Genomic DNA, 21860 nt, shown 5'->3' with positions numbered 1-21860 from the left:
AATTTGCTACATGGACAACACTGCCGAGGTCAACGAGTTCCTTGTTTCACGCCGCGCGCGAGTCACTCCCGAATTGGCCGGACTGCCCCGCGGCACCGGCCGCCGCGTCCCGGGGCTGCGTCGCAGCGAAGTGGCCACGCTAGCCGGCATCAGCGTCGAGTATTACACCCGCATCGAACGCGGCTCGCTCGCGGGAGTCTCCGCAGACGTGTTGGATTCGCTATCAAGGGCATTGCTTCTCGACGACGCCGAGCGCGAACATTTGATAGCTCTGGCTCAGGCGGCGGAACCGGGATCGGCACGTTTGCGTCGTCGTCGCGCACCGCGGTGGGAACCAAGCGCTGCGGTGCAATGGGCGCTGGATTCCTTTACCGACGGGCCCGCTTTTGTCCGCAACGGCCAGATGGAGCTGCTCGCGTGGAACTTGCCTGCTCGGGCGCTGTATTCCGACGTGTTCGACTGGGCTGAGCAGCACGGTGAGGAACCGAATCTGGCCCGGCACATGTTCTTGGATCGCACAGCTGAGAACTTCTACCCGGACTGGGATGCCTTCGCGGATCAAACTGTAGCGATCCTGCGCACCGAGGCAGGCCGCGACCCTTACAACAAGGACCTCCACGATTTGATCGGTGAACTCTCTACACGCAGCGACGACTTCGCCGAGCGCTGGGGCGAGCACAACGTGCGCCACCATGGTGCTGGGTCGAAGACCTTTCATCACAAGGAAGTCGGCGATGTGCAGTTGGCCTACCAGGGACTCCTGCTCGAGGACTCCCCTCACCTGACCTGGACGATCTACACGGCCGAGCCGGGTTCCGAGTCGGCCCAAAGGATGCGCCTGCTAACTAGTTGGATGGCAGAACCAAGCCGGTCCGCTTCTCCAGAGCTGCGATGAGAAGTTCTTGATTGCGCCGATCAAGCACATCGCGGTGTGGTTTTTGGGTGCGCATGTGGTGCCAATAGGTGCCGGATTCTTGCTGAGGATCCGTTGTTGCCAACCACTCTTGGGTGAGGTGGCCCTTTTCCAGATCGTCGGGGGCGCCGGCTCCTCCCATGCGGGTAGGTACCCAGCCGGGATCGACGGCGAAGACCCCGCTGCTTGGCCAGCGCTTGGCAAGAGCCATGGCCAGAATGGTTTCCCACATCTTGGCATCGGAGTAGCTGGCTCTCGCCCGGTCGGCAATCGCGTCAGCCATGTGCGCAGTGCTCCCACCTGCGTGCATGGAACTGGAAAGTAGGATGGCGCGCTGTGGCACCTGCATCAAGGCGCTTAACACATAGGGAGCCACGACGTTGACCTCAACGACGGCGGAGTCATCCATGGTGCCAGCGTTGTGGATGACGGCGTCGAAGCGCCCGATCTTGTTTGCTTGGTCGGCGAGGTTACGCACCTCGTCGATAAACGAAAGATCGCCGAACACCTGCCCCTCGCCTGACCTGCGAGCGTGCGCGACGACCTCGTGACCTTGGGATTTCAGCGATGCGACGGTGAGCTTGCCGAGGCCGGAGGTTGCGCCGGTGACGAGGATGCGGGCCATTAGCGCACCTCCTCGATAGTGACATCGCGGGCTGAGCCCCAGCCTTGGAAGGCTCCGACATCGCCCTTGATGTGGCCGATGCGGACTAGGCCACTGAAACGGGAGACATCGGTGTAGTAGACAACGACGCTGCCGGTGGGTTCGTACCAACCGATGGTGCCGCGCGGGGCGCTCTCTCCTGCGGGCATGCCCTCCATCGTGAGCGGTTGTGCCGGTGTGCCCGCGACTTCCTGTCCACCGAAGTCGGACATGGAGATGGTCAGGGGAAGCTGGCTGCGCAGCGAATTGGCAGCGGGATTGTCGTAGAGCACGGCGCTAATGGTCGTGCCGTTGACCTGCAGGGTGATGGGAGTATCTGTCATGGGTGCCTCTTCCTGGGACGTAGAAGTGGGTGGTTGAGCAGGCGGTTCCGCACTTGGTTCCGCGGTGCTGCACCCAGCGAGGGTAAGCGCAGCAGAAATAGCGAGGATGCCGATGATCCGCTGAGTGATTGCCATGAATTCAAGGCTAGGGCGCTAAAAAGCAGAAAGGGAGCCACTACCAGTGACTCCCAGAACTTACTTCTTATGCAGCTTTCGCAGACCAGGGCGACCGATTGGTGTGGTCACATTCAGCCAATCCTGCAGCTGGCCACTTTGTTCCCAGAAGGCGTAGAGGCCGGACTTCTCCGGGTTGAGCACACGCATGCGCTGACCGCGCAACCAAGACCAGGCCCGAGGGGTGTCCAAGGCGGTGATGTCCGTGCACTCGACTCCCTCGGGGAGGGCGTAGGTGTCGTCGACAAGTGCAAGAAGCGCAACAATCCCTGCACCTAAATCTGCGTCAAGCTCGTCCTCGCCGGTGCAATCAAAGATGAATTGGTCGAGATTGAAGCGACCCAGACGGATCGCCTCTACTACATCTCGGGCCGCGCTATTATCAAACGGGCCAACATCCCAGTACCCCATGCCGTCCTAGACTACGGAGCCTTTATGACCCACAGCTGTCGCACAGGTTAACTTTCATCGACCAAAATATAGGCATTCGCTGGGAATCTTAACCCAGGGCGCGGATTTTTTCTACCAGAGAAGCGACCTGCGGTTTCAAGTCCTCTTCGGTGCCAGAATTGTCAATGATTACGTCGGCTACGGTGGCGCGCTGTTCATCAGATGCCTGCTGGACCATTCGGCGGCGAATGTCGTCGGGGTCAAGCCCACGCGAATTCACCAAACGATCAATGCGGATGTCCGAGGCCACCTGCACGACCACAACCATATCCATGTCGCGGGCCATGTTGTTCTCAACGAGAAGTGGCATGTCATAAATGACTGCCTGCTCATCCCTGTACTTCTCAAACTCTCGCTCCGTGCGCCAACGAATCGCCGGGTGGGTGACCGCATTGAGTGTCTTTGTGCTCTCGTCGTCCGCAAATGCGCGCCGAGCCAGCTCCGCGCGGTCGAGGTTGCCATCTTCGTCAATCAAATCGCTGCCGAAAACCTCAGCCACGTCCGAAAGGGTTTCCGAGCCTGGTTCCATCACCTGACGCGAAATTTCATCCGCGTTCACGACTGGGAAGCCCTCTTTCTCCAGAAGTTTGGAGACTGTAGTTTTGCCGCTGCCAATTCCGCCTGTCAAACCAATCTTTTTCATACCTCCAGTCTAGTGACTTGGACTGGTTATAAATAGGAATGAGAAAACGCCCACACGATCTCGATCGTGTGGGCGCTCTACCTGGCTAAATTAGCCGGGAAACTGAACTGGTATTAGTTGCCAGCCAGCTTCTCGCGCAGAGCAGCGAGCTGCTCGTCGGAAGCCAGCGATCCACCAGTGGTCTCTTCTGCAGCCTCTGCGGATGCCGGAGCAGGCGCATCCTCGGAGGACTCGGAGGAGTAGTTGGAGTTAGCCTCTTCCTGTGCTGCTGCCTCAGCGTTGGCAGCGCGGTGACGCTCAATCTGAGCGGTGTGAGCCTGGAAGCGACGCTCAGCCTCAGCGTAGCGAGCCTCCCAAGCCTGACGAGCCTCGTCGAAGCCTTCCATCCACTCATTGGTCTCTGGATCGAAGCCCTCTGGGAAGATGTAGTTGCCCTGCTCGTCGTAAGAGTCAGCCATACCGTAACGGGATGGATCGAACTCTTCGGAGTAATCATCGTCTGCCTGCTTCAGGGACAGGGAGATACGACGACGCTCGAGATCGATGTCGATGACCTTGACCATCAGCTCTTCGCCGACGCTGACAACCTGGTCTGGCACCTCGATGTGGCGCTGAGCCAGCTCGGAGATGTGGACCAAGCCCTCGATGCCCTCTTCGACGCGAACGAACGCACCGAATGGAACAAGCTTGGTGACCTTGCCTGGCACGATCTGGCCCACAGCGTGGGTGCGTGCGAAGACGCGCCAAGGATCTTCCTGGGTTGCTTTCAGGGACAGGGATACGCGCTCGCGGTCAAGATCGACGTCAAGAACCTCAACGGTGACCTCGTCGCCCACGGTGACAACCTCAGATGGGTGGTCGATGTGCTTCCAGGACAGCTCGGAAACGTGAACCAGGCCGTCTACGCCACCAAGATCGACGAATGCGCCGAAGTTGACGATGGAAGAGACAACGCCCTTGCGGACCTGGCCCTTCTGCAGCTGGTGCAGGAACTCGGAGCGGACCGCAGACTGGGTCTCTTCCAGGTATGCACGGCGGGACAGCACGACGTTGTTGCGGTGCTTGTCCAGCTCGATGATCTTTGCCTCCAGCTCCTGGCCAATGTATGGCTCCAGGTCGCGGACGCGGCGCATTTCAACGAGGGACGCAGGCAGGAAGCCACGCAGACCGATGTCCAGGATGAGACCACCCTTGACAACCTCGATGACGGTACCGGTAACAGGCTGGTCGTTCTTCTGAAGTTCCTCGATGGTGCCCCATGCACGCTCGTACTGTGCGCGCTTCTTGGACAGGATCAGACGGCCTTCCTTGTCCTCCTTGGTGAGAACAAGTGCGTCGATCTCATCGCCGACCTCGACCACATCATCTGGGTCGATGTCGTGCTTGATGGAAAGCTCACGGGTTGGGATGACACCCTCGGTCTTGTAACCGATGTCGAGCAGAACTTCGTCGTGATCAACCTTAACGACGGTGCCGGAGACGATATCGCCATCATTGAAGTACTTGATGGTGGCATCGACTGCGGCGAGAAAATCCTCAGCAGTACCAATGTCGTTGATGGCTACCTGAGGGGCGTTAGAAGTGGACATTAATTAATGTGCTCCGAAATGGATAGGAGATAGAAATTGGACAGTAACGTGTCTCTCGAATAAACCTGTTACGCTGGGGTTTCGATCTCATCTCGGCGACGCTCTGACCCTCCTATTACAGCCAGCTACGTCCCAGACACAGACACGCGCATTAAACGGTACCGTGTTTCTGCAGCTAGAGCAAATGATTTATTCTTATTAGTGAAGGACAGCAAGCGTGAATACTCCCTCCCAAGCCAACCGTGCGCACTGGGACTCCGATGCAAGCGACTATCACGCCGAGCACGCCTCCTACCTCGAGGGCTTCAATTGGTGCCCGGAAATGCTCTCCGAGCAGGACGCGCGCCTGCTCGGCGACGTCTCGGACAAGCACGTCCTAGAGATCGGTTGCGGTTCCGCGTCGTGCGCTAGTTGGCTTTACGACGAGGGCGTGGAATTTATCACTGCCTTCGATATTAGTGCAGGTATGCTCGCCCGGGCCCGCCCCGGAGTGCCACTGGTCCAAGCCGATGTGCTCGCATTTCCCTACCGCGACCAAGCCTTCGATGTCGCCTTTTCTGCCTTTGGCGCGCTGCCATTCGTCCGCGACGTAACTGCCGCTTTGACGGAAATCTCCCGTGTAGTCGTGTCTGGTGGCCGCTTCGTCTTTTCCGTCAACCACCCGATGCGCTGGGTCTTCCCCGACGACCCAGAAGCCTTTACCGCCCAGATCAGCTACTTTTCCCGCGAGTACGAAGAATTCGACGAGGACGGCAACCTCACCTACGCCGAATACCACCGCACCTTCGGCGATTGGGTCCGCGCCATCAATGCAGCCGGCTTCGAGCTGCTCGACGTAGTAGAACCCGAGTGGCCCGAGCACCTCACCGAGAACTGGGGCCAGTGGTCGCCAGAGCGCGGCCGAATCTTCCCGGGCACAGCAATCTTCGTGTGCCAGAAACGCTAAAAGAACGGATGCGTCTTATGCTTGCGGCGAATCCCCGCCTGCGCGTAATTCGGGATGCCCGCGTAATCGTCGATTTCTAGCTTCCCTGCATTGCCCCGCCAGGCCCCGCGCACCACACCGTCGACAACCACGGCCTTTTTGAAAATCCCCATGTTGCGAGGCACAAGCTGGGTATGAGTCTCCTCCGACATCGCGAACAGCCGGTCCTGGTAGCCCAGGATGTATTCGTCAAAGGCTGGCAGCAAGTGCGGGGCACGCAGCTGAGCGGGAGTCGCGTGGGCCACTTCGTCGAGAAGCGATGCCCGCATGTACTCCCCTTCGACCTCTATGATGTCGGTGGGCAGGTGCTCGAGAGCTACGCGAATCTCGCGCACGGGCAGCTTCGACCACCAGCGCACATCCTCGAAAGTGACGGGGCCGTGCGTGCGCACATACCGCGCGACCACCTCGTCGGCGGCCGCCTGACGCTCGCCGTTAAATGCCGTTTCAATGCTTTGCGACGACGGCGCCGCCCCCAACTTCTGCTCCCGGCCAAGGTAGGCCACGGAACCTTCGACCATGAGCAGGTAGCGCGTGCGGTAGAAATGACGCGCGTCGGGGTTGGGAATCACTCGGGTGACCAGGGCCTGGTACTCTTGGTTGGTCAGCGGGCCTTCTTCGAGGATGCCTTCGCGGATTTTATTAAGCTGAGCCTGCGTGGCGCCGTGCTCGATGATGGTTTTGCGGGCGCGCTCCACGCCGGGGTTCGCTAGCAACTCGGTGAGCCAGCGCAGCTCGTGGGCGCGGGTGGCAAAGACGGTGCCGCGCATGGGATAGCCCCGCACGATCTCGCCTTTGTCAAGGGCCTCGTGGACATCTTTGATCTGTCCCGTGGAGCGCAGCGCCACCGAGGAAAACACCGATAGGTCCTGGCCCTGCATCAGGCCGAAGGCGCTTAAGGCTTCTGTGGGAGTGTCCCAGCCTGCGCCGACGAGGCCTTGGGCGACGAGTCTGGTGCGGGCCTTATCCCGGGCCTTAGTGCGCGGCTTCATCCCAGTTCTTTCCGGAACCGGCCGAGACCTCCAGTGGGACGCGGAGGGTAATCGCCTGGTCCATCTCGCGCTCGAGGATCTCGGTGACCTGGTCCAGCTCACCCGGGTAGATCTCCACCACGAGTTCGTCGTGGACTTGGAGAAGCACACGGGAGTGCAGCTCGGCCTTTTCGAGAGCTGCGTCGACGCGGATCATGGCCACCTTAATGATGTCGGCGGCGGTGCCCTGGATCGGCGCGTTCAGCGCTGCACGCTCGGCGTTTTCGCGGGCGACACGGTTGTCGGAGTTGAGCTCCGGCAAGTAGCGACGACGCCCAAACACCGTGGATGTGTAGCCATCCTTGCGTGCCTGCTCGACAACTTCCTCCAGGTAGGTTTTTACCCCGCCGAAGCGCTCGAAGTAGCTCTCCATGATCTTCTTCGCCTCGCCTGGCGAGATATCCAACTGCGCAGAAAGGCCATAAGCAGACAGGCCGTAGACCAGACCATAGGACATGGCCTTGACGCGGCGACGCAGTTCGGGCGTAACCTCGTCGATAGGCACGTCGAAGACCTTCGAACCGACGTAATTGTGCAGGTCCTCGCCTTCTTTGTACGCCTCGATCAGGCCTGGGTCCTGGGAGAGGTGCGCCATCACGCGCATCTCAATCTGCGAGTAGTCCGCGGTAAGCAGGCACTCGTAGCCCTCGCCCACCACGAAGGCCGAGCGGATCTTTTTGCCGGCGTCGGTGCGCACGGGGATGTTCTGCAGGTTCGGATCCGTCGAGCTCAGGCGGCCGGTCGAGGCAACCGTCTGATTGAAGGTGGTGTGGATGCGACCATCGGACTGCACCGTCTTAATCAGCCCCTCAAGCGTGGACTTCATCTTCTGGTACTCGCGGTGCTGCAGCAGCTTATCCAAAAACGGGTGTGGATTCTTCGCCGCTAAGGCCTCAATCTCCTTCGCCGCGGTGGAATAGCCTGTTTTGGTTTTCTTCGTCTTGGGCAGATCCAGCTTGTCGAAAAGTACAACGGAAAGCTGCTTCGGGCTAGACAGGTTGAGGTCGGGCTCGTCGACAAGCTGCCGTGCCTCTTCCTCGACCTGGGCGACCTGATCCGTGAACGTTTTCAGCTGGTCCTCCAGCACGTCCACGTCCACGGCGATGCCGGTGGCCTCCATCTTCGCCAGGATAGTCACCAGTGGCAGCTCGAGGTCCTGATAGAGCTCGTACGAGGAGATCTCCTTAAGCTGCTTGGTCAGTTCCTCGGCGAGCTCCAAGATGGCCACGGCGGAATCCGTCAGCGAGGTGTCGTCGAGCAGGCTGAGCTGGTCCGATGTCTCCTCAAGCTGGCGCTGCAAGTGACGCTGATACACGTCCTTGAGCTCATAAGTGCGCTGGCCCGGGCGCAGCAAATACGCCGCGATCGCCGTGTCATGCGCGATGCCGTTCAGCGTGATCCCACGCCCGGCCAGCATGTGGTAGGCCGCCTTCGACTCGTGCATGTACTTCGGATCCCCAGATTCCAGCCATTCCGCCAGCGCCTTTTCCTCCTTCGGGTCAAGGTCGGCGAGTTCCTTGGAAATACCGCTGCGCTGCTTATCGACGATTCCCACCGCCCTCGCATCACCCGCATTCGGGGCGCCATTGCCGACCACGTAGACTGCCAAACCCTGGCCGCTGCGCTGTTCGAGCCACTGGTCCAGACCGCCTTCGTGCACCTCGACTTTGTCCAGCTCGACGAGTTCCTCGGGTTCCGTGCCGTTCGAAGTAGGCACCGCGGCAAGGACGCGTTCGCGCAGGTTGACGCCAAATTCAAGCTCGTCGAAGTCCTTCGCGATGGTGCTCACGTCCGCTTCTTTCATATGCAGGTCATCCGGGCCAACCGGCAGATCCATGTCGGTAACCATCTGGGTGAGCTCCCGGTTCATACGCACCTGATCGATGCGGTCGCGGAAGTTTTGGCCAGCCACGCCCTTGATCTCGTCGGCGTGCTCGATCAGGTTGTCCAGGTTGCCATACTCGTTGATCCACTTCGTGGCGGTCTTCTCTCCCACCTTGGGAATGTTTGGCAGGTTATCCGACGGGTCACCGCGCAGAGCCGCGAAATCTGGGTATTGCTCAGGGGTCAGGCCGTACTTTTCCTGGACTGCCTCGGGCGTGAACCTGGTCATCGTCGATACGCCCTTGGTGGGGTAAAGGACGGTGGTGGAATCGTCGACAAGCTGCAGGTAGTCGCGGTCGCCGGTGACGATGATGGTGTCGAAATCGCCCGACTCCTTCGCCTGGGTAGTCCAGGTGGCAATAATGTCGTCGGCCTCGTAGTTCTCCACCGACAGGGTCACGATGCCCAGGTCGTTCAGCACATCCTCAATGATGGGGACTTGACCCTTGAATTCCTCCGGGCTGGCCTCTCGCTGGGCCTTGTACTCGGGGTACTTCTCGGTGCGGAAGGTCTTGCGCCCCACGTCGAAGGCAACGGCGACGTGGTCGGGCTTCTCCTCGGTGAGAATGTTCGCGAACATGGAGAGGAATCCGTACACCGCGTTCGTGTGTTGACCGCCTGACGTGGAGAAATTCTCCGCAGGCAGCGCATAGAAAGCGCGGAAGGCCATAGAGTGTCCGTCGATGAGAAGCAGGCGTTTATTAGTCACAGTTGAACAGTCTAGCGTGCCCAGATTTTCGGCTTTGAGGGGCGCAATTTTTAAAGTTACATGGGTGTGCGCTAAGCTTATTTTCCGGTACAGCCCCTGTAGCCCAATTGGCAGAGGCAACGGATTCAAAACCCGTCCAGTGTGAGTTCGAGTCTCACCAGGGGCACCGAACAGCCAGGTCAGAGCGTGAAAGCGTTCCGGCCTGGCTTTAGTTTTAGGTCAAAGTGTCCATAAAATGACCACTTAATAACCCACCACTCACCTAGCCCTGGCGCGCGCGGTAGGCTTTCTGCCTGCATTTCGGGGAACAGTATTTAGCACCCCGTCGAGCGGTGAAGTCTGTTCCACATTCCAAACATGAAGATGTGTTCTCTTTCGCGTCACGCTGTTTGTAGTACTTACTGCGACACTTATCCGAACAGTAGACAACCCTACGGCGAGCATCATCATTGACAGCCGTGGGAATACCACACGTTACACATGAGGAAACACATTTACCCCTAGCGGCATACCCGCCGGGGCGCACGTACAACACGCCAGACTGCTTAGGGTCGCCAACCCAAGGGTACGAGGTTCCACAGGCATTGCACACAGGCTCCAGGGCGATACCTTTTGATCTGCCATACCGGCGCGTCACGTACATCGGATAAGCGGGTGTATCGAAAGTTGGCAAGGAGTCGGTATCGCACCGAGGACAAGAAAGTGTTTCCATAAACGTAACAATACCAGTGTTACAGATAATGGAACACATCTTGTACCCGTCGATTCTTCGACTTGTACCCGGTCATTTTTGACCGCCTGGTACCTACTCACTTTTGAGTACAAACCCCGGTACTTTCCGACATTTTTGTCGAAAAGTCCTGACCTGCACAAACACCAATACCCCCAGAAGGCCATTTAAGCCATCCAGGGGTACAACAGTGCAGGCCACCACCATAAAACCGCTTAAAACGGCTCCTAGCGCGGCACTAAATCAATAATCTTTCCGTGAAGCACGAGTGAGATTGAACTGACCAGGCACCCACTTACGAGGACCACTACCTTCCTCACCCGCAAAGTGCCCACCCTCAATATGCCAAGCAGCCGGGTGATCGTTATAAACATAACGATCTTTCCCCTGCTTCTTAACCTTGAAGTTTCCGGAAAACTCGCCAGAATCTCGATGCTCAGCAGCAGTAGATTCAGCCTGCGCCCGCATCTCCTCAGCTACCCTATCCATTTCGTCTTGCGCCAGTTCAGCAGCGACAGCATTCGCAAAATCAAATACATCAGCCATTATTCAATCCTTTCTAAGGCCAAGTCGTTGAAGGCTCCAACGACTCCAACAACTCCTTAAACCGCTTAGCATCCTCAACCAACTCTTCGAGCGTGTCACCAATCAACCGAGAAGCCAAGTGCAACGGCAAACCAACCTTGTCACAAGCAATCAAACGATTATCCCCAGACTTAGCCACCTCAGGGCGAACCACAGGCCCCGGCGTAGGGACTTCCTGCACAGCCACCGGCCCATTCTTCTTAGACTTCATAAATCCGCGCCCCAATCTCTTCCACAGTTTCCTCACCCTCCATGACCACCCGGTAATCCCGAGAAGTCACAGGCATGAATAGTCGTTGCTCCGCTGACTCCGGTGAACCATCAGCCACATTGCCGTAATCATCAATCCGCATCTACAACACCAACATTGGCTTAGAACGAAACTCCTCCAACAGCTGCATACCTTCGAGGTCACGGCGACGATCCCACTCAGCTGCACGATCACGCCCCAGGGGCACATTCGCACGAGCACCAGCCAAGATAGCCTTCTCATTCTTCCACGTGTCGATCTTGTCCATGAATGCCTTACGCTCCGCGTACTCCTCACAAGAACCATCAATGACAGGTTCAAGCTCATCAACATGGCCACCAATCACCAGATCATCAAGAGCGAGCACAGCCGCTTCCTCAGCACCAGACCACAACAACGAGTGCTGCAACGGTGCAGGCGCATTCGGATTCGCGCGCCCACTCGCGGTGTACTGGCTAGGCAACTCGCCCAACTGTTCAGCCACATACACCAACGGCGGGACAGAACGAGGAGACCAGAAAACCCACACCTGAGACAAACGGCGCACCTGGTCAATCTCAGCACCAGACAAAGCATTCAAATCAACCTCATTAGCCAACCGGCCCAACTTGCCAGGGCCACGCATACCCTTAGCAAAGTCCTTCAAATGCTCAGGCAACGCCTGCCACGTCTCCACCATCTCAACCGCGGCCTGGTCCACAACCTTGGCCACAGGCTCCCGAAACGACTCCAACAGAGACTTACGAGACCACTCAGGCCTATCAAGCTCCGCACGCAACTGAGCCTTAGCAGCCTGACGAACCACCGCATGACGAGAACCAGCCTGCCCACGAGGAACCGTAGCAGCCGACGAAATACGAGCAGCCACAGTCTCAGGCTTCAACTCACCCTTAGCGAACCGCTGCCCCAACTCCCCCAACTTCTCAGGCGACAAAGCACTAACCCCACACGCTTCATCAAGCTCTTCCAACTTCGCTTGCACCGCCCGGTCCGCATCCTCCAACTCCCCAAGCAGTGGCGACTGAACACCAATTGCAGGGAAAGAATCAAACTCTTCCAAACGAGACACAAACGACTTCGACTTCACAGCCATCAATTTCCTTCTTCCAAATAGTTGTACTTATCACCCATGATCTGATCCATCGAAGGGCCAGACACATCAGTCTTACGTTTCTTCTTCACAGTGCGCTCCCCCATGCGATACGCGCGACTATGAGCAGCATGAGCCGTACGACAAGCATCACAAGGACGCTCACCACGCTTAGAATGCTGCCGATAACCCGCATTAGTACCGCACTGAAAACGACTCCTAGGCTCCAATTTTGTCCTTGCCATACTGAAGCGTCCTGGGTTTAGTTCCGATCGTTTCTAGAGGAGGATTGGATCATGCCTAGGAAGTTCAGTGACGAGTTCAAGGACAAGGCGGTGAGGTTAGCCGAGGAGCTCGTTGAGCTTGAGGGGTGTTCGAAGTGGGCGGCGGCGGAGGAGATCGGCGAGAAGCTCGGCGTCTCGGCGCACACGCTCAACAACTGGTTGAAACCTGTCAAAGCGTCCCCCGACGTTCAGCGGAGCACTGGCGAGTCGGTTGACGACGAACTGAAACGTCTGCGGCAGGAGAACAAAGAGCTGCGCAGGGCGAACGAGATCTTGAAGACCGCGTCAGCTTTTTTCGCAGCGGAACTCGACCGTCCCACCAGAAGATGATCGAATACATCGACACGTATCGCGATCGCTTCGGGGTCGAGGCCATCTGTCGCACGTTAAGGCAGACAGAATGTGGGTTTATCACCTCTCGCGGCTACCGAGCAGCGAAAACACGAGCCCCGTCGGCCAGGAGCTTGTCAGACGCGCTGCTTATCCCCGAATTGGTGAGAGTCTTCGAGGACAACTTCAGCGTGTACGGGGTACGCAAGATGTGGAAGGCCATGCAGCGCGCCGGCTGGGACATCGGTCGTGATCAGACGGCACGGTTGATGAAACTCGCCGGCATCCAAGGCCGCAGAAGGGGCCGCACTCCGATCACAACGCTTCGGGCTGATGTCCCGGATTGTCGTCCTGATCTGGTCAATCGTGACTTCACCGCGTCAGCGCCGCACCGGCTGTGGGTCGCTGACATCACCTACGTGCGCACCCTGTCGGGGTTTGCGTACACCGCGTTCATCACCGATGTGTACTCCCGCAAGATTGTCGGGGTTGCCACCAGGGCGAGCATGCGCACCGATGAGCTGCCTCTTGAGGCTTTTGAGCACGCTCTTTATCACGCAGGTGATCTTCGTGCTGAAGGACTTGTCCACCACAGCGATCGCGGCTCGCAGTACGTGTCCATCCGCTACGGTGAGGCACTTGCTCAAGCTGGGATCGATCCGTCCGTTGGCACCGTCGGCGATTCCTACGACAACGCGTTGGCGGAAACGGTCAACGGTCTCTACAAGACCGAGCTGATCTATCCCCACCGGCCGTGGGCGTCGGTTGGGGAAGTCGAGATCGCGACCCTTCGCTGGGTGTACTGGTGGAACAACCACCGCCTGCACGAGTCATTGGGATACATCACCCCACAAGAGATGGAAGACGCCTACTATCAACAATCACACGCCCAGCCGTTGGGCGTTCAATAAGCGGAACGAAAACCAGGACGCTTCATACCAACAATTATCGAGGAACGCTGAAGGGCGAGGAACGCTACGAGACAGTGGAACCCACCAGCCAAAAACCACCCTGCTTTTTCAATACGAAAACGGTTTACAAACCGATTACAAAAACGCCCCAAGGCACCCCAGGGCCAAACGACAACAAAACCCAACAATAACCAGGCCACCAAACGAAAACCACCACCAAAAAGAAGTCTGGAACTAAGCAGCAGAATCAGGGCGCGAGCAAATGACCCAATACCGAGAGGTCCCCCGGAGGATCGGGCGACCGAGTCCCCCGCCACCCCGTGGGGTCGGCTCAATCATTGGTGCCTACCAACCATGTGTGTGGCTGTGGGTGCTGGCGTGCGCTGCGTTGAATCAAGAGTTGTTTGAAGTTGTTTCACGTGAAGCAAACAACGTTGTTGTTCACCATTCAAGAAGTGTTGGTCTTTGGTTTGGTTTTCTTCTTCCATCTCCACGAGAAGAGTTACAACTTCTGTGTGCTGGTCTGGTTTCTCCCATGATGTGACCACCAGCTGCGAGTGGTACAACGTGGTCGAGGGTGAACGCGTTCTCGTGGTGGTAAGGCAACTGAAGGTCGATTTCAGAACCGCACAACCAGCAGACTGCGAGTACTGGGTCTTTCTCTAGGCGTTTGCGTTCTCGTGTGACTTTGTTTCGCCATTGTCGTTTGTCGCGGTCGGTGTTGGGGTGGCTCATGCTGCTTTGGTCCAGGTTTTGTATTCGTGGTGGGTTTCCCCGAGTAGGGCTTCATTCTCGGATAGGCGACCCTTTGAGCCTGGTGGTTCGCCTTGGTCCCATTGGCCACCATCATCTTCTTGGTTGGCTTCTGGGTGTTCGTGGTGGAAGCGTAGGCGTGCTACACCGTCGGTGAAGGGTATCCAGGCGGCTGTTCTGAACCTGGGCCAGGTGCGGCCCATGATGTGGTGGATGGTGTCTTTGGGTACCCCGATTTGGCGTGCGAGGGCCCTGTCTTTGGGGATCGTGCCTAAGGCTTCCCACGCTTGGAGGAGGTAGTCTTCCATCTCTTCGACGGTGCGTTCTTTGCTGCGGGGGTTGTGGTCTTGACCGATGGTGCCTGCACTCAACTGGTTGTAGTGCTCTTCGCAGAGTCCTAGGCCTTTGGGGTCGGGGTCCAGGCGGGGGCGGTGGCAACCGCATCGTAGGCAACGTTTCAGCGACATGTGAACCTTCTACAAGAATTAGTGAAGCCCCCTTCACCTGGCAAAGCAACTTGGGGTGAAGGGGGCTATTGGCAGGAGAAACTACTGCTTTTGTCTCAACATAGAGTGCGGCTGGTTGGTTCCCGTACCACCAGTACATCAACCGGCCACGGTTAAAAGTCTACCATTACCTAGACCATTTAATCATTCGGGGAAGGGTGGTTCTCGTGAGCTTCAACCGCTAAGACGGTCAACGCATCGGCAATACGGCACAAGGCTTGGAGTTCTACTAGTCGTTGTTCTTGTGGTTGTGCGGCGTGGTTGAGGGTGGCTTCCAGGCCGTTAGGGGCAATGAAACGTGAATACTCAGATTCGTAGTTCTTAGACATGAGTTAGTTCTCCTTCTGGGGTGTGTGAATCGTTACGCGGGCGGTTGAAAGGCTGTATTCGGAACCGCCGCTGATGGTCACTTGGAAGCCTTTTTCTTCCAGTGCGATGAAGTCTTTGAGGTCACCTCCGTGGATTTGGTACGGGTGGGAGACGTAGACAGTGTGTCCGTCTTCCTTCTCGACTACGGGGTGGTCTACCCATTCGAGCCTGTGACTCTGTCCCGGTTCGATACCGAGGGCTTTGTAGACAGGGCAATTGTCTGGCCACGGCTTGGTTTTCCGGTAGTCGTAATCGATCATTCTTTTGATGTGGTTGCCTACAACTTCTCGTGTAGGGATGTATGGGTTTTTCTCCATAATCCGTTTCATGTGATCAGTATTCATGGTTTCCTTTTCTTTTTCTGATTCATTTTTTAGTTCCCGGGGTTCCCATGCTGGTCAGGGTATGTTTTTGATGGTTCCCCGGTGGTTCCCCGGTGGTTCCCGGGGTTCCCCGTTTTGCCATATCTCGGGAACTTGGGGAACTGGTCGGGAACCTGCCTGTAAGGCTGTGACCTGCATGGGAACCTTGGGAACTCGGGAACCTTGCCGGTATAGAAAGATCATTAGTTCCCGTTCCAATATTCGGTGAACTTTGGCCCCTGCGACACTGAAACGAAGTTGCCATCAGCGTCGAAATTCTTAGTTACGGCACCAACGGCAGCGAGTTCTTCCAGGGCGGTGGAACCATCTTCTCGGTACTTGTTCGCGAACTTTCTATGTCTAAACGCTCCCCACTTGAGTGCTTCCTCGGTGGAGTCATCGGCAAGCGCGGCGAGAATCTTCTTCCCGTACCTTTTACGGCGGTTCACGGCGTTTCGTTCGTCGGCTTCCTCGCGGCGCTGCAAACGTTCTGCGTCACGTTCTACCCGCTTCCCTTGAAGGTAGGCTTCACTACGTTGACGAACCGTATTCGAGTAGTCCATGAGATGCCCCGCGCGTACCCAATCGCCCATGGAGACATGGCGGGAAGAGCGGATTAGCGCGAGTCCACAAGACAACTTCAAGCGGGTTAGGTTTGTGTGGCCCTGATAGCCTCCCTGAGCGCCTAGCATGAGTGTTTCGGTCTTATTCTTTACCGTGGCTTTTTGAATCTCTACAGGGAACGTGAAGCCCTGTTTAATATCGTCGGGAATGACTACAGGGGCAAGACTCATGGGCAGATCAACGACTTGATGATTCGGGTTAACAAGTTCAGTCCAGATGAAGCGGTGAGCAAAACCATCATCACTACCTTCAAGAAGTGCCCCGGCTTTATCAGGCTGGCAACCTACCCACATGCACATGGTGTAGGAGTTGCGCGGCACTACAGATGATTCACCCTTGTTGGTTGAACCGATACCACCACCGGAATAAGCACTGAGAAGTGTTGACCTGAGGGTTGAGCCTTCACGTTTCATCTTCGCTTCCAGGTCCCCAACTTCGGACACACTGAACAGCACGGGCGATGCAGGGTTACCTTCTTCATCTGGCTGTAGTTTCAGGGCCATGCCTTCACCTGAGCCAACCGGCAATTCGAGTAGTTGAACGGGCTTATCGTGGTGGGTTACGTTGAGGTCTTCGGCAATGGCGGTGGCTAGTTCGTCTTTCCCTTGCCCTGGTTTTCCAACGAGTACAACGAAAGTGTTGGTCGAACCGTCACGTAATCCCGCATTGAATTTGGTTCCAGGTGGGAGACATGCCAGGGCTTTAACCGCTCCCATGATTAGTGCTGCAACGGGAGAAACGGCGTTATGGTTTGCCCATTTCTGGAATCGTGCTGTGGCTTCACCAGCGCCGGAAAATACACGATCTTCGAGTAGTGCCCACTGTTGTTTGGTTAGGGCACTGTCAAGCTCGCGCGGAAGTTGGGTTACTTTCGCTTCCATTTATGCTGCGTCCTCCTTTGCGGTGAGTTGGTTGAGGTGGTTGTAGATGGTGAGCATCTTCGTGCGGTCGCGGTTCATGCGGGCTATAAGCTCTGTGACGGTGGCAGTGAATGCGTTATCGGAATCTCGGTATATCTCGGAGTAAGCCAACCGGAATTGATCTTCTGTGATTCGTGCTGCGAGTTCTTGGAGTATCGCCGGTGTTCGTGGTTTCACGTCTGAGGTGATAAGTGCTTGCCACCATGCAGCGAGTCCTTGGTTAGCCATGAGTCCGTTGGCTGTGAGGTAGGAGTTCACGTCTGTTTGGCTTATGCGATCATCGGGTGACTTGGTGGCTACGTATTTTATGGCGGCGTGAAGTTTCGCGGCCTGCCAGGGCAATACGTCAGGGTGTACGAGGTCGAGGGCGCGGGTAGCGTCAGCGCCGGTGAGTTCCAGGACGGTAAGAAAGTATTCTTGGATGTGGCCGGTGCGCATTTTCGTGTTATAATCCACTTATAACTCCTTACGTTGTTCCCCCCTGGTTGCTGCCGGGGGGTTTCTTTTTGGTTTGGGTTGTGTGGCTGGCTCCTAGGCTCGACTCACACCGCTTATGCGGCTTTGTGCTAGTGCTTGGTCGTGAACCAGCGGCACCTGGGAGTGCTGCACAGCTAGCGAAGTTGGTTACCGTTCGCCGCGGCTAAGAATGGTTGAGGGGTCATCTTCGGACCACGGGCGGTTGAGTTGATCTTGAACAGCGATTGAGAGATGCCGGATAAGGCCTAGTGATTCGGTGATGGATAAGCCACCGATCTTGCCGACAACGTTGATGCCCGTGGCATCGATGGTCACGCCTGGCTGGTTAAACATTCTGGTTATCCTTACTGTTTTTGACGTCTAGTGCCCACTGTTCGATGGTGTATTCCTTCATTTCTCGGTTGAGGTTGGAGAGGTATAGGCAGGTTTCGCACCATTCCCTATCTTCAGTTGCCTTACCTTCCTTCCACGTCTTTCGACCACTTGGGTGGGTTCCCTTCGGAATGACATGCCCGCAATAGCATTCAAAGTGGGTGTGGTCTTCGTGGACTGCGATATGCCGTAATTTCTTAGGGTCGTGCATGGTGGGGTCTTGCATCAGGGTTTCTCCTTATCGGTGGCGGGGTTAAGCAGCGGGTGGCAATTCGTCCAGGTCGAGCAGGTCGAGCAGTGGTTTAGTGGGAACCACGTAACGCTGTCCAATCTGAATGACCTGAGTAGGGAACGTGCCTGCATGGACTGATTTGTATGCGCTTGACGGGCTGATTCCGAGAAGTTTCGCTGCTTCCCGAACGCTGATAGTGGACTTCATCATTTCTCCTTGGCTAGAATCTGGAACGAATACCGAACTGTCCGATATGAACAATATAGCGCTATTTGTTCGTTTTGATCAAGTTCATTTCCAACATTTTCCCGAAAGTGCAGGTAACAATGGAAAAAGTGAACGCGAATATAGCCAGCCTTAGGCAGCAACAAGGGCTATCCAGACGCGAGTTAATCGACATTATGGGTGACCTTGGATTTGAGGTAGGAGAAACGGCACTACGTCGAATCGAGTCAGGTGACCGGGAAGTTCGACTTGTGGAAGCTCAGGGATTCTCTCAGGCTTTTGGTGTATCCCTCGATGCCATAGCGACACAGCTCCTAGATCAAAACCCGCATGAATCGGAAGCCCTGCAACGTCGAACGTTCTACAAAAAAGAGTTTGAGCGACTAAGGAAAACCCTCAGGGAAGCCAAAGCAGCGTTAAACGACTTAGATAACAGCGTTCGAGCAGCGGAAGACTTTGGGCATGAGTACCAGTCCCGCGACGAGCTGCGGAAGCAAGTAGACCAAGCCAATCAGCTATTCAATAGAATCTTCGATGCATTAGACGAATACGAGAATCGTTCTAATGGTTCGCGGTAGACCTGCAACACCGTTGGGCACCTGGGGAGAAATCAACGTCGAACAATTGGGGCCTAAGAAGTTTCGAGCATCGACTAGGCTACGGAAATTCAACGGCGATACCGTCCGAGTACGCGCCGTAGGGACCTCGAAAACCTCAGCCACAACCAACGTCAAGAAACGTTGTGCTGAACGCTTAGGTGTGACAGATCAGGGTGGATTATCTTCCACGTCCACGATGAAGGCATTGTTGGAAACGTGGATTGAATCGAAAGATGATGTGCGCCCCCAAACGCTAGAGCGCTACCAAACAAACATCGACAAGCATTTAGTGCCAGCCTTCGGGAACATGCGGCTAAACGAAGTAGGGCCGGCCTTCCTCGATGCCTGGGCTAAAACCTTATCCACGGGTGTTGCAGCGACAGCAAGAACCGTGCTCAGTGGCGCGTTCAAACTGGCATTGCGCTACGAGATAATCCAAACCAACCCGTTAGCAGCTGTAGAGTTCCCGGTAGATGCTCCCGATGAAGTTCGAGCACTTTCGGTTGAGGAAATCCCGCTGTTTCGCAAACAGATCAAGAAGTCTAAGAATGTCACCCTAATTGATGTGACTGACTTCTGCCTATCGACAGGGCTTAGAGCGGGTGAAGTCTTAGCGTTACGTTTCGAGGACGTGACAGAGAACGAGGACGGCCACATGACCGTTACACCTTCGGGCACTATTGCCTACTCCAAAAAGACCGGCAACCACAGGCAAGATGAAGGCAAAACAGCGGCAGCCAACAGGCCTATCCCCTTATCCGCGCGAGCGTCCGAGATTGTGCGCGAGCGCCAGGACAACCACAACGAGTTAGGAATCATCTTCCCCTCAGGAACCGGCACTTTCCAATGGGAGAGCAACTTTAATCGACTTCTACGAAAGTTTCGGGGCGAGCAGTTTTCATGGGTTACTATCCACACGCTACGAAAGACGGTGGCTTCAATAGTGGCAGATGAACTTGGACCACATAAGGCAGCGGACGTGCTTGGCCACGCTGATTCACGCCTGACTGAGCGCGCTTACTATGAGAGGAATCGAGCAGGTGTGCCTATCGGTGATGTTATTGATGGTGTCCTAAAAGTGTCCAAATAATAATTGAAAACATGCGAAACACATACAATCAGAAAGAATGTTCAGTATGTGTGAGCACGCCTTATAGGAACAGTCGTAACCGTTCATGCCAATCAATAGGCGTATGCAACTCCCGTCCAGTGTGAGTTCGAGTCTCACCAGGGGCACCATTTGTTTAAGGCCAAGCCAGGTCAGAGCGTGAAAATGCTCTGGCCTGGTTTTGTTTTGCTGTGGGGCGGGTTCCATATCGACCGATCTGCTGTGTGCGCAGCTACTTGACATACGTCGCAAATGCAATATCCGTCGATATCGAAGTCCGGGAAAAGTGCCTACCATGGGGCCTAAACAAGCAAAGGAGTCCAGCATGACTGAAGCAGTGAATACCACAACCACCTCAAGTACCTTGCGTCTCATTTGGCCGCAGTGGCAAGGCGCGGGACGCGAGATGGTTGCCGGAGCAATCCCGGAGTTGCCACTGAGCACGGCCCGCAAGGGATATGCGGTGGGCGCGAAGGTTATCCAGGCGCTGCTACCCGAGCACGATGGCCCGACCGAGGTGGTAACTGTACCGGAAGGTGATGCTGAAGGTGTGACGGGTGGGATTGAGTCTCGTCAGGCAGTGCTGGAATCGCTGGGCAATGCTTTAGCGGCAATTGAGAAGCACAACCCTGAGCGGATTCTGACCATCGGCGGGGAATGCTCCGTGAGCGTGGCACCTTTTGCAGCCCTGGCGAAGCGCTACGGAGAAGAGCTGGCTGTGGTGTGGGTGGACTCGCACCCGGATATTGGCACTCCCGAGAGTGAGTACCCGGGGTATCACGCAATGGCTGTTGCGTTGCTGACGGGGCATGGGGACCAGGCGTTCGTCGAAAAGCTTCCTGCAACCGTGGACACTGCAAAGGTGGCGCTGGCGGGCCTGCATGACTGGACCGAGGACGACTTCCCCAACGTAGCGGCGTGGGGCATTAGCAGTTTTAGTCCGGAGGATTTGCGGGAGACGTCGGATGCGCTGGTGAGCTGGCTGCGGGGTACGGGCGCGACGAAGGTGGCCATCCATTTTGATGTGGACACTGTGGATAGCAACGAGGCAGCGCTGGGCATGGGGCAAGTGCCCGGTGGGCTGAGTACGGCTCAGGTGCGGCGCGTGATTAGCGATGTGGCAAACGTGGCGGATGTGGTCGGGCTGACGGTTGCGGAATTTATTCCGCGCGATGTACTTAAGCTCGGGGAGATAATCAAGGGAATGCCCTTGATTCCGAATGAGGATATCGAAAGCGCCTAGTAATTGACTGTGTGACGCACCGCACATATTCCCCTATTAGTTTTAAGAGGCTAAGCTAATAAAAACTAGTAAAGGAGGTGATTCGGAATGACGATCAGCAGGCTTGATGCCATGCGCATGCTGCTGGAATCCCCCACGGCAACGGCACACTGGGCACGCGCCATCCTGCCTACTTGGACTGACCGCCCGTTCACGGATGGCTCCTTTCCCACGAAGGGTGTCTACTCGGTAAATCGTGACGGGCGCACGTTGAACTATTTTGTTTCCGCAGTTGAGGTGGCAGAAACTGCCTCGGATTGGGCCTCGTCCAACTTGCACCACCCCAACGCCAAGGCACGCTCTGATGCCGAGGCGATTGCGAACAATACGCCTCCCCCATGGTTTTACTCCATCACCATTGACGAGGTAATTCAGATCGCAACGCTGGGAACAGTGATATATAAGTCGGAATAGGGTTTTGCATGCCAGCGCTGTAACCTCGGGGCGAGTCAGACTTCAAGTACCCGAGTAGAAAGTGATCGCTAG

General features: G+C 56.4%; 26 protein-coding genes and 1 tRNA gene. 8 read left to right on the top strand and 19 right to left on the bottom strand.

What is annotated here, in order from left to right; translation table 11 throughout:
- The first annotated feature begins 10 nt into the window (after positions 1-10).
- Positions 11-895, top strand: coding sequence for a helix-turn-helix transcriptional regulator (locus ACXZ66_RS06940; RefSeq protein WP_458751197.1), 885 nt, complete (start codon positions 11-13; stop codon positions 893-895).
- Here ACXZ66_RS06940 and ACXZ66_RS06935 read toward each other — a convergent pair.
- From ACXZ66_RS06935 to rpsA, 5 genes are all read right to left on the bottom strand, one after another.
- On the bottom strand, positions 846-1538 hold the full coding sequence (locus ACXZ66_RS06935) for an SDR family NAD(P)-dependent oxidoreductase (RefSeq protein WP_458751195.1): 693 nt from the start codon (positions 1536-1538) through the stop codon (positions 846-848). The genes ACXZ66_RS06940 and ACXZ66_RS06935 overlap by 50 nt on opposite strands.
- On the bottom strand, positions 1538-2035 hold the full coding sequence (locus ACXZ66_RS06930) for a cyclophilin-like fold protein (protein WP_458751193.1): 498 nt from the start codon (positions 2033-2035) through the stop codon (positions 1538-1540). The genes ACXZ66_RS06935 and ACXZ66_RS06930 overlap by 1 nt, the downstream gene beginning before the upstream one ends.
- 60 nt (positions 2036-2095) lie before the next feature.
- Positions 2096-2485 (bottom strand): DUF4259 domain-containing protein, encoded by a 390-nt coding sequence (locus ACXZ66_RS06925; RefSeq protein WP_458751192.1) that lies wholly within the window; start codon positions 2483-2485, stop codon positions 2096-2098.
- Positions 2486-2573: 88 nt separating this feature from the next.
- A complete protein-coding gene (coaE, locus tag ACXZ66_RS06920; RefSeq protein WP_458751190.1) occupies positions 2574-3167 on the bottom strand; it encodes a dephospho-CoA kinase in 594 nt (197 codons plus the stop codon).
- Positions 3168-3280: 113 nt separating this feature from the next.
- Positions 3281-4756: a 30S ribosomal protein S1 gene (gene rpsA, locus ACXZ66_RS06915; RefSeq protein WP_458751189.1), complete on the bottom strand. Its 1476-nt coding sequence runs from the start codon at positions 4754-4756 to the stop codon at positions 3281-3283.
- A gap of 217 nt (positions 4757-4973) precedes the next feature.
- On the opposite strand from rpsA, the gene ACXZ66_RS06910 reads away from it, so the two are divergent.
- Positions 4974-5702, top strand: a complete 729-nt coding sequence (locus tag ACXZ66_RS06910) for a methyltransferase domain-containing protein (RefSeq protein WP_458751188.1) — start codon at positions 4974-4976, stop codon at positions 5700-5702.
- Here the strand turns inward: ACXZ66_RS06910 and ACXZ66_RS06905 are convergent.
- Both ACXZ66_RS06905 and polA read right to left on the bottom strand, forming a co-directional pair.
- Complete coding sequence (locus ACXZ66_RS06905; RefSeq protein ID WP_458751186.1) at positions 5699-6733, bottom strand: winged helix DNA-binding domain-containing protein; 1035 nt, start codon at positions 6731-6733, stop codon at positions 5699-5701. The genes ACXZ66_RS06910 and ACXZ66_RS06905 overlap by 4 nt on opposite strands.
- The gene (polA, locus tag ACXZ66_RS06900; protein WP_458751309.1) at positions 6717-9326 is read right to left on the bottom strand and encodes a DNA polymerase I; all 2610 of its coding nucleotides are present in this window, start codon (positions 9324-9326) and stop codon (positions 6717-6719) included. Before polA ends, ACXZ66_RS06905 begins: the two co-directional genes overlap by 17 nt.
- Before the next feature lie 131 nt (positions 9327-9457).
- On the opposite strand from polA, the gene ACXZ66_RS06895 reads away from it, so the two are divergent.
- A tRNA-Leu gene (locus tag ACXZ66_RS06895) sits at positions 9458-9531 on the top strand.
- 807 nt (positions 9532-10338) lie between these two features.
- Here the strand turns inward: ACXZ66_RS06895 and ACXZ66_RS06890 are convergent.
- Genes ACXZ66_RS06890 through ACXZ66_RS06875 form a run of 4 tightly spaced genes read right to left on the bottom strand, consistent with a single transcriptional unit; the run spans position 10339 to position 12023 of the window.
- On the bottom strand, positions 10339-10641 hold the full coding sequence (locus tag ACXZ66_RS06890) for a DUF5403 family protein (protein ID WP_458751184.1): 303 nt from the start codon (positions 10639-10641) through the stop codon (positions 10339-10341).
- A gap of 13 nt (positions 10642-10654) precedes the next feature.
- Complete coding sequence (locus tag ACXZ66_RS06885; RefSeq protein WP_458751182.1) at positions 10655-10891, bottom strand: hypothetical protein; 237 nt, start codon at positions 10889-10891, stop codon at positions 10655-10657.
- Positions 10881-11033, bottom strand: a complete 153-nt coding sequence (locus tag ACXZ66_RS06880) for a hypothetical protein (protein WP_458751181.1) — start codon at positions 11031-11033, stop codon at positions 10881-10883. Before ACXZ66_RS06880 ends, ACXZ66_RS06885 begins: the two co-directional genes overlap by 11 nt.
- The gene (locus tag ACXZ66_RS06875) at positions 11034-12023 is read right to left on the bottom strand and encodes a hypothetical protein (protein ID WP_458751179.1); all 990 of its coding nucleotides are present in this window, start codon (positions 12021-12023) and stop codon (positions 11034-11036) included.
- Between the two features lie 293 nt (positions 12024-12316).
- Between ACXZ66_RS06875 and ACXZ66_RS06870 the strand changes: the two genes are divergently transcribed.
- Positions 12317-13545, top strand: a protein-coding gene (locus ACXZ66_RS06870; RefSeq protein ID WP_458750567.1) for an IS3 family transposase whose coding sequence is annotated in 2 segments (ribosomal slippage) — positions 12317-12593 and positions 12593-13545 — 1230 coding nt in all. Because the reading frame shifts where the segments join, the coding sequence is not laid out codon by codon here.
- A 731-nt stretch (positions 13546-14276) separates the two neighbouring features.
- Here ACXZ66_RS06870 and ACXZ66_RS06865 read toward each other — a convergent pair.
- The 8 genes from ACXZ66_RS06865 to ACXZ66_RS06830 all read right to left on the bottom strand — a co-directional run bounded on the left by ACXZ66_RS06865 (position 14277) and on the right by ACXZ66_RS06830 (position 18370).
- A complete protein-coding gene (locus ACXZ66_RS06865; RefSeq protein ID WP_458750138.1) occupies positions 14277-14765 on the bottom strand; it encodes a hypothetical protein in 489 nt (162 codons plus the stop codon).
- A 179-nt stretch (positions 14766-14944) separates the two neighbouring features.
- Positions 14945-15133, bottom strand: a complete 189-nt coding sequence (locus ACXZ66_RS06860) for a hypothetical protein (RefSeq protein WP_458751178.1) — start codon at positions 15131-15133, stop codon at positions 14945-14947.
- 3 nt (positions 15134-15136) lie between these two features.
- Positions 15137-15502, bottom strand: a complete 366-nt coding sequence (locus tag ACXZ66_RS06855) for a hypothetical protein (protein ID WP_458751177.1) — start codon at positions 15500-15502, stop codon at positions 15137-15139.
- A gap of 236 nt (positions 15503-15738) precedes the next feature.
- Positions 15739-17040 carry a hypothetical protein gene (locus ACXZ66_RS06850; protein WP_458751175.1) on the bottom strand — a complete coding sequence of 434 codons (1302 nt, stop codon included), beginning with the start codon at positions 17038-17040 and terminating at the stop codon, positions 15739-15741.
- Entirely contained in the window at positions 17041-17535 is a 495-nt protein-coding gene (locus ACXZ66_RS06845) for a hypothetical protein (protein ID WP_458751174.1), read from the bottom strand.
- A gap of 168 nt (positions 17536-17703) precedes the next feature.
- On the bottom strand, positions 17704-17889 hold the full coding sequence (locus tag ACXZ66_RS06840) for a hypothetical protein (protein WP_458750131.1): 186 nt from the start codon (positions 17887-17889) through the stop codon (positions 17704-17706).
- Positions 17882-18154 (bottom strand): hypothetical protein, encoded by a 273-nt coding sequence (locus tag ACXZ66_RS06835; RefSeq protein ID WP_458751172.1) that lies wholly within the window; start codon positions 18152-18154, stop codon positions 17882-17884. Before ACXZ66_RS06835 ends, ACXZ66_RS06840 begins: the two co-directional genes overlap by 8 nt.
- A 27-nt stretch (positions 18155-18181) precedes the next feature.
- A complete protein-coding gene (locus tag ACXZ66_RS06830; RefSeq protein ID WP_458751170.1) occupies positions 18182-18370 on the bottom strand; it encodes a helix-turn-helix transcriptional regulator in 189 nt (62 codons plus the stop codon).
- A 116-nt stretch (positions 18371-18486) separates the two neighbouring features.
- Between ACXZ66_RS06830 and ACXZ66_RS06825 the strand changes: the two genes are divergently transcribed.
- The 4 genes from ACXZ66_RS06825 (at position 18487) to ACXZ66_RS06810 (ending at position 21788) form a co-directional block, all read left to right on the top strand.
- Positions 18487-18963 carry a helix-turn-helix domain-containing protein gene (locus ACXZ66_RS06825; RefSeq protein WP_458751168.1) on the top strand — a complete coding sequence of 159 codons (477 nt, stop codon included), beginning with the start codon at positions 18487-18489 and terminating at the stop codon, positions 18961-18963.
- Positions 18950-20074 (top strand): tyrosine-type recombinase/integrase, encoded by a 1125-nt coding sequence (locus tag ACXZ66_RS06820; protein ID WP_458751167.1) that lies wholly within the window; start codon positions 18950-18952, stop codon positions 20072-20074. Before ACXZ66_RS06825 ends, ACXZ66_RS06820 begins: the two co-directional genes overlap by 14 nt.
- A gap of 343 nt (positions 20075-20417) precedes the next feature.
- On the top strand, positions 20418-21335 hold the full coding sequence (locus ACXZ66_RS06815) for an arginase family protein (protein ID WP_458751165.1): 918 nt from the start codon (positions 20418-20420) through the stop codon (positions 21333-21335).
- An 87-nt stretch (positions 21336-21422) separates the two neighbouring features.
- Positions 21423-21788 carry a hypothetical protein gene (locus ACXZ66_RS06810; RefSeq protein WP_458751163.1) on the top strand — a complete coding sequence of 122 codons (366 nt, stop codon included), beginning with the start codon at positions 21423-21425 and terminating at the stop codon, positions 21786-21788.
- The last annotated feature ends 72 nt before the right edge of the window (positions 21789-21860 follow it).

It is taken from the genome of Corynebacterium sp. S7 (assembly GCF_054401105.1).
Note: the sequence above shows the minus strand (reverse complement) of the source record. Positions and strands in the feature narration are given on the sequence as shown.